Annotated in this window: 7 protein-coding genes and 1 pseudogene; all 8 read right to left on the bottom strand. The window is 58.4% G+C overall.

Features of this window, described 5'->3' with window-relative positions:
• Positions 1 to 95, bottom strand: a pseudogene (locus Q0802_RS23300) (sulfopyruvate decarboxylase subunit alpha); the annotation flags it as partial.
• Positions 96 to 144: 49 nt separating this feature from the next.
• A complete protein-coding gene (locus Q0802_RS23295) occupies positions 145 to 558 on the bottom strand; it encodes a universal stress protein (protein ID WP_298922330.1) in 414 nt (137 codons plus the stop codon).
• 30 nt (positions 559 to 588) lie between these two features.
• On the bottom strand, positions 589 to 1,569 hold the full coding sequence (locus Q0802_RS23290; protein ID WP_298922329.1) for an alcohol dehydrogenase catalytic domain-containing protein: 981 nt from the start codon (positions 1,567 to 1,569) through the stop codon (positions 589 to 591).
• Complete coding sequence (locus tag Q0802_RS23285; RefSeq protein WP_298922328.1) at positions 1,566 to 2,327, bottom strand: SDR family oxidoreductase; 762 nt, start codon at positions 2,325 to 2,327, stop codon at positions 1,566 to 1,568. The genes Q0802_RS23290 and Q0802_RS23285 overlap by 4 nt, the downstream gene beginning before the upstream one ends.
• Positions 2,320 to 3,627, bottom strand: coding sequence for a histidinol dehydrogenase (gene hisD, locus Q0802_RS23280; RefSeq protein ID WP_298922327.1), 1,308 nt, complete (start codon positions 3,625 to 3,627; stop codon positions 2,320 to 2,322). Before hisD ends, Q0802_RS23285 begins: the two co-directional genes overlap by 8 nt.
• A gap of 12 nt (positions 3,628 to 3,639) precedes the next feature.
• On the bottom strand, positions 3,640 to 4,968 hold the full coding sequence (locus Q0802_RS23275; RefSeq protein ID WP_298922326.1) for a TRAP transporter large permease: 1,329 nt from the start codon (positions 4,966 to 4,968) through the stop codon (positions 3,640 to 3,642).
• Between the two features lie 11 nt (positions 4,969 to 4,979).
• A complete protein-coding gene (locus tag Q0802_RS23270) occupies positions 4,980 to 5,492 on the bottom strand; it encodes a TRAP transporter small permease (RefSeq protein WP_298922325.1) in 513 nt (170 codons plus the stop codon).
• Between the two features lie 116 nt (positions 5,493 to 5,608).
• Positions 5,609 to 6,757 (bottom strand): TRAP transporter substrate-binding protein, encoded by a 1,149-nt coding sequence (locus Q0802_RS23265; RefSeq protein WP_298922324.1) that lies wholly within the window; start codon positions 6,755 to 6,757, stop codon positions 5,609 to 5,611.
• Positions 6,758 to 6,769: the final 12 nt, after the last annotated feature.

Raw genomic sequence — 6,769 nt, 5'->3', positions numbered from 1 at the left:
TCAATAACCCCCGCCAACTGCTTGCACGGCACGGTCGTCACAAAATCAACGCCATTACGGACAAAATCATCTACGATCTTCTTGTCGATGCTCATGGGGGGACGCCTTTCTGCCCGGGCGCGTGAACCCGGGGCGCTTGAGTTTTCAGTGAGTGTTGCGGATCACATGCACGGCACAGGGCGCGTGCCGCACGACACGGGCAGCGGTGGAGCCCAGGAAATAGTCGCTCAATCCCGGTTTGTGAGAGCCGATCACAATGCAATCGATTCCATTGGCATCTGCGTAGTCGATGATGGCCCGGGCGGAATGCCCTTGAATAATCGCTGCTTTTGCCTCCGGGATATCTGCCAGCTTCTCGTTGAGCTTTTCCTTCGCACGATCAAACCCAGCCTTGATGGTCCCCTCATCAAGATAGGCCGTCACCGACCCCTGAACCGCCTCGTAAACATGCAGGGCGATGATCTCCGCGCCCTCGCCCTGCAAGGCTTTGGCAACTTCAAGGGTATTGGGGGAAATGCCGTGGTCGAGGGCCATCGGCACAAGGATTTTTCTATACATCTGTTCTCTCCATTATTGCGGGTCCGCTGATCAGTTCCAGGGATCCAGCACGATCTTGGGCGCGGCGACATTACCGGCACGCAAGTCCCTGAAGGCTTGGGCACCGTCCTTGAGCGCGCGCGCTTCGACCCAATCCAAAGCGCCAAGCCGACCATCAAAAATCGCCTGGGCCGTGTCGCGGAAATCCTGAGCGGTATAGGTATAGGTACCGATGAAGGTAATCTCCTGCAACGTCATACGTCGCACATCGAGCCCACATTTGTCTTCGCCAAGCCCGACATGGGCAATCACCCCTCCCGGTTCAGCATGGGCGGATGCTGTTGCGCGCGTGCTCGCATAACCCACCGCATCAATCACCAACGCATACTGACCTTCTGCCTGAGCCGTGACGTGCTGCCCGCATGTTCTGGCGAGAAACCCGCGGCGTCCGTCGTTGGGTTCGACAATGGTGAGGTCTTCGACACCCATTGCCTTCAGTGCCAGCGCTGCCGCCAATCCAATGGCACCACCACCGATGACCAAAGCGCGGGGCTGCGCCTGTCCGTGCAGAGCACCGATCGCCAGCCGCGCCGCATGCCAGCTCACCGCCAATGGCTCAGCCAACGCCGCCTTTTGCAAGGGCGTGTCCGCAGGAACACTGACCAGATTTTGCGGCGGCATTGAAATATACTGCGCGAATGCGCCTTCACGCGGCTGCATGGAGATGATCTGCCTGTCGGGGCATAGATTTTCCCGACCCGTCTCGCATGCCTTGCACGACCCGCAGTTGACCAGCGGGTTGACAGTCACCCGCTCGCCATCACGCGGGCCGCCCTCTATGACGCCCGCCGCTTCATGACCCAGGATCAGGGGCGCGGGCCTGCGGGCATCGTGGCCCAGATAGGCATGCATGTCAGACCCGCAGATACCCACGGCCTCAACCCGGATCAGTTCTTCGCCCTGCCCGGGCAATGGGTCGAGAACATCGCGAAACACAAGTGTCTCCACTCCCTCATAAACAAGCGCCTTCATTTCGCTGTGAACCCTCCATCAACCATCAATATTTGGCCCGTGACATATCCTGACGCTTGCGAGCATAAAAACAACAAGGGACCATCAATGTCTTCCATCCGACCGTTGCGATGCATACAGGTTTGTGCCGCGTTACGGGCAGATCTTTCGGGATTGTCAAAAACAGCCTGAGTCAGTTCGGTCGGGAAAAACCCCGGCCCGATGGCATTTGCGGTTATGCCGTCAGGTGACCAGGCTTCGGCCATGGCACGTGTCAACTGGCCGACGCCGGCTTTGGTGGCGCCATAGGCGATGCCACCCGGAAAAGCGCGTGTTGTTTGCAGCGACGCAAAATTCACGATGCGCCCCCATCCTTTCTTACGCATCGCAGGCACCAGCGCCTGCGAGATGAAAAAGGGCGCTGACAGGTTCAGCGCGAGGGTCGCGTCCCAGCCATCCGGGGTTACATCGTCGGCAGCCTCGCGGGTGTTGACACCGGCCGCATGTACGATGATGTCCGGGTCACCAAAGGGTGCGCAGATAGCGGCACATAACGCCGGAACCGCCCCCCGGTCCGCGACATCTGCCACCACAACCGCCGCAGAGGGCCCGATCTCGCCCTTGAGGCTTTGCAAGGCATCAGGCCTGCGTGCGACGCCAATCACCTCTGCTCCGGCGGCAGCCAGTGTCACCGCAGCCCGGCGCCCCAAACCGGAGCTTGCGCCGGTGACACAAGCGACGCGACCCGTCAGATCAAACAGGTGGCGCGGATCAGCCATGGGCGGTCAAATCGAATTCCTCGTCGGGGAAGTATTTGGCAAGACGCACGTCCGCAGCCCGCGCATGCCCCTCCATCCCTTCCAGACGCGCGATCCGTGCCGTGGCTTCTGCCACTGGTTTGGAGCCTTCCCGCGTCGCGCGCTGCCAGGTGACGATCTTCATGTATTTGTGCACGCTCAACCCGCCCGTATAACTGGCGGCCCCGGACGTGGGCAGAACGTGGTTGGTGCCAGTGGCCTTGTCGCCGTAGGACACGGTGGTTTCCTCGCCCAGAAACAGCGAGCCGTAGCAGGTGAGCTTGCTCAGCCACCAATCCAGATCTTCCGCCTGCACGGTCAGATGCTCAGGCGCATATTCATCTGAACAGGCCGCCATATCCTCGCGATCCGCACAGACGATAACTTCGGCATAATCCCGCCAGGCCGCAAACGCATTCTGACGATTGACCTCGGGCAAATCCTCGATCAGCCCCGGCACGAGCGCCATTACATTTTCCGCAAGTGCCCGATCATCGGTGACCAACCAGACCGGTGAATTGTAACCGTGTTCCGCCTGGCTGACCAAATCTGTCGCCACGATATGAGCGTCGGCCGTTGCATCCGCGAGGATCAGGCTGTCCGTTGGCCCCGCAATCATGTCGATGCCGATGCGGCCAAAGAGAATGCGCTTTGCTTCGGCGACGAACTGATTGCCCGGGCCAACAAGGATGTTGGCCTTGGGCAGACCAAACAGGCCAAATGTCATGGCAGCCACACCCTGCACGCCGCCCAAGGCCATGATCTTGTCGGCGCCACAGATGTGTGCCGCATAGACAATCGCCGGGTTCACCCCCACGTCGGGGCGCGGTGGCGAGCAAGCGGTGATGTGATGACATCCCGCGACCTTTGCCGTGGTTACTGTCATGATAGCGCTTGCGATGTGGCTATAGCGTCCACCCGGGACATAGCACCCGGCGGCATCTACCGGGATGGCCTTTTGGCCCGCGATCACCCCCGGCACGATCTCGATTTCCACATCCGACACGGTCGATTTCTGCGTCTCGGCAAAGCGCCGGACGTTATCATGGGCAAATTGGATGTCCTGTTTCAGCTTTTCCGGCACCAAGGCACAGGCGGCCTCGATCTCTTCGGCCGTCAAAAGGACGTTGCCCTCGTAACGGTCGAATTTCTTGGCATATTCCAGCGCCTTTGCATCCCCGCCCTCCTCGATTTCGGCGAGGATTGTTTTCACGATTTCATGTGTTTCCGAAGCGTCCGACTCAGCAGTCAGCGTCGCCTTTTTGAGATATTCACGGGTCATTTTCGATATATCCTATTTGTAAATGTCGGGCAGGAATGTTGTTGAAATCGCAGGAATGTAGGCGATCATCAAGACAACAACGAACATGCACAGAACGAACGGCACCGCGCGCGCCGCAATTTTGAGGATCGACTCGCCCGTGATCCCGGAGACCACGAACAGGTTGAGCCCCAAGGGGGGTGTGATGAAACCGACACCCAAGGCTGTGATCATCATGATGCAGAACTGGATTTCATTCATCCCGATATTATCCGCAAGCGGTTTCAGGATCGGCGCCAGAATAACGATATTTGGCGTTGTCTCCATAACGCAACCCGCAGCAATCAGGATGCCGATCATCAGCAGGATCAGGATATAGGGATCGTCGGTCAAACCCGTGACGGACGTTACAAACCCCTGGGGCACGCCCATGATCGCCAGCGCTTCGGCCAGAGGCGCGGAAAACGCGATGATCGGCAGGATGACCCCATTCACCTTTGCAGAACTGACCAGCATGGCCGGGAAATCCGCGAGTTTCAGCGTCCCCAGAACAAAACCCATGATGATCGTCACAACCACAGCTGTGGCACCGGCTTCGGTAGGTGTCAGCCGGCCCGAGAAAATGCCGTAGAAGATGATGCCGGGAACAATGAACGCATACCAACCGGAGGCCAGAGACCGGCGCAGATTGGCAAACCATTCTCCAAAGGTCAGCATGCCGCCGCCCTCGTAAGCATAGATCCGGTTGACGATCAGGTTTGTGATCAGGATCGCGGCCAGGATAGCCAGACCGGGGATCAACGCCGCCAAAAACAGTGTTGACGCGGATATGCCCAGCACAAGACCGATGATGATGTAGGCAATCGAAGGAGGGATCAGGATACCGGTACAGGCACCAGCAGCCACCAGCGCGCAAGCATAGGGGCGCGGATAGCCGGATTCGACAAGCCGGTCGATGGTCATACGACCCACCGCGGCTGCCCCCGCCGCATCCGATCCCGAAATCGCCGCGAACATACCGCAGACCAGAACCGTGGCCGACCCGAACCCGCCTTTTGCAAAACAGGTCAGCGCCTCGGCTACGTCAAGAAATTTGCGCGACAGGCCCGTGCGCACCAGAACATCGCCGGTCAGGATAAAGAGCGGCACCGCCGTCAGGGCAAAGGCGTCAATCCCGGCAAAGAGGCTTTCGCCGACAAGGCTCAGCGGCAGATCGCCGGACATGAGCAGCATTGTAATGGCTGCCGCTCCGATGGCGGCCCATACAGGCACCGCCAAAGCGATGAGAGCAACGAACATGATCACGGGCAGGTAGAAGTCCCACCCCAATTCGACTGTTTGGTTAAGTGTATTCCAGAGCATTTCGACGTTCCTTAATCAAACAGCTTGTCGCCTTCAAAAACGGCCGTGCCATCTTTGAGGGATTTGAAATCGCGCGCGAAGGATTGCAGCAGCCGCCAGATCATCAGGGCAAAACCCACCGGCACGGCCATCAGGAACCAGACCTTGGAAATGCGCAGGCCATCGGTGACTGACCCGAACTTGGCGGAGACATGTACTGTTTCGTAGGAGTAATAGAGAGCGACGATTGCCACAGCGAACATCACGAGGTCGCCGAAAATGTACAAAAGCGCCTTGGGGCGCGGCCCCAGATAATGCATCAGCACGTCAATGCGGATGTGCGCACGTTCCTTGACCGCGGCAGCTGCGCCGATCCAGGCGAGGTATATGAAGGAGTACCGCACGATCTCCTCGCCCCAGATGGATGAATATGAGAAAATTTCCCGACGCAGGACTTCGATCGCCATGGTTATGACCAGCATCACGTAGAAGACCAGCAACAACCAGCGTTCGGCATCACGGTCTATTCGGCGGAAAAATTTCATAAATCACCCTGTCTTTTGGCAAAACCGATCCAGCCCCGGCGCTGTCGCGCGGGTTCGTTCCGGTCTTGACTGAAAAGAAAACGAGCGGGCGACCCAAGGGACGTCCGCATTTGTTGTTACGCGTCGTGCACGTAGTATTTGCCTTGCGTGCTGGCAGCTTCTTCCAGCTTATCGAAGGCGTCCATGGATCCGGCAAGCTCAGTTTTGAACTCATCCCATTCGGTGCGTTGGTAACCGCCGGCCTCTTTCCATTCGCCCAGCTGATCGTCACTCAGCGAGTGGAATTCAACGCCGGCCTTGCTCAGCTCCGCCATTGCGTAGGCGCGCGCCGAAGGCACCTTGGACAGGTTCTGGTGCGCCGTCATTTCGGCACCCCACATGATCCCCTCCTGAATGTCGGCGGGCATGGAGTTAAACCATTCCAGGTTACAGGAATAAACCTGACTGTCGGGAACTGCCTGGGTGAAGGTCACATGGCTCAGGATATCCTTGAAGCCGAAGACAAACAGAGCGCCGACGGAAGGATCAAGCGCGTCGGCCACCCCTTGCTTGATTGCAGAAGGCGTTTCACCCCAGGCCACTGGCGTCGGGTTGGCCCCGACCATGCGGTAATACTGCTGCAACATCTTGGAACCCGGGACCCGGAACTTCACGCCCGAAAGATCACCGGGGCTCAGAACCGCCCCTGCACCACCCTTGCGTACAGCAACCACGCGCGGGTCGATGTTGACATAAAACAACGCCTTGAAACCAGCAGCCTCGACTTTTGGGTGTACTTCGCTGTTCCAGTAGTCAGACGTCACAAGATTGGTGAACCGCTGGTTCGAACCACACAGGTAAGGCATATTGATCAAGTCAACAGTCGACGCAAATGGCGCAAAGTTCGACAGGGAATGCTGTGCGGCCTGAATGGTTCCGCCCTGCACTTTCTGCACCAGCGAGCCACCCGCACCGAGTTGACCACCCGGGGCCAGCTTGACGTAGACCTTGCCGTTGGTCGCATTCTGGATGTTTTCCTTGAGGTCCAGCTGCATGATCGGATAGCTGCGCGACGCGCCAAGCACATAGGCCGTTGCAATGGTCATGACATGCTCGGCCGCTTTTTCCCGATCGCGCTCTTCATTTGCGGTTTGCGCTACGGCCTTGGAAGACCAGAGCATGCCCCCAGCACCGGCGACCATGGCCGCGGTGAATCCGCCGCTCGTTACCAGTTTCAGAAAGTTGCGGCGTGATGCCGACGCAATCTCGTTACGTTCTTTTGTCATTGATGTGTCCTC

This window comes from uncultured Roseobacter sp. (assembly GCF_947495275.1).
Lineage (GTDB): Bacteria > Pseudomonadota > Alphaproteobacteria > Rhodobacterales > Rhodobacteraceae > Roseobacter.
This window is presented reverse-complemented; position numbering and strand designations above follow the sequence as displayed.

Excerpts from the sequence above, each read along its gene's own strand:
- Q0802_RS23295 (WP_298922330.1), bottom strand. The coding sequence starts at position 558 with ATGTATAGAAAAATCCTTGTGCCGATGGCCCTCGACCACGGCATTTCC.
- Q0802_RS23290 (WP_298922329.1), bottom strand. The coding sequence starts at position 1,569 with ATGAAGGCGCTTGTTTATGAGGGAGTGGAGACACTTGTGTTTCGCGAT.
- Q0802_RS23285 (WP_298922328.1), bottom strand. The coding sequence starts at position 2,327 with ATGGCTGATCCGCGCCACCTGTTTGATCTGACGGGTCGCGTCGCTTGT.
- hisD (WP_298922327.1), bottom strand. The coding sequence starts at position 3,627 with ATGACCCGTGAATATCTCAAAAAGGCGACGCTGACTGCTGAGTCGGAC.
- Q0802_RS23275 (WP_298922326.1), bottom strand. The coding sequence starts at position 4,968 with ATGCTCTGGAATACACTTAACCAAACAGTCGAATTGGGGTGGGACTTC.
- Q0802_RS23270 (WP_298922325.1), bottom strand. The coding sequence starts at position 5,492 with ATGAAATTTTTCCGCCGAATAGACCGTGATGCCGAACGCTGGTTGTTG.
- Q0802_RS23265 (WP_298922324.1), bottom strand. The coding sequence starts at position 6,757 with ATGACAAAAGAACGTAACGAGATTGCGTCGGCATCACGCCGCAACTTT.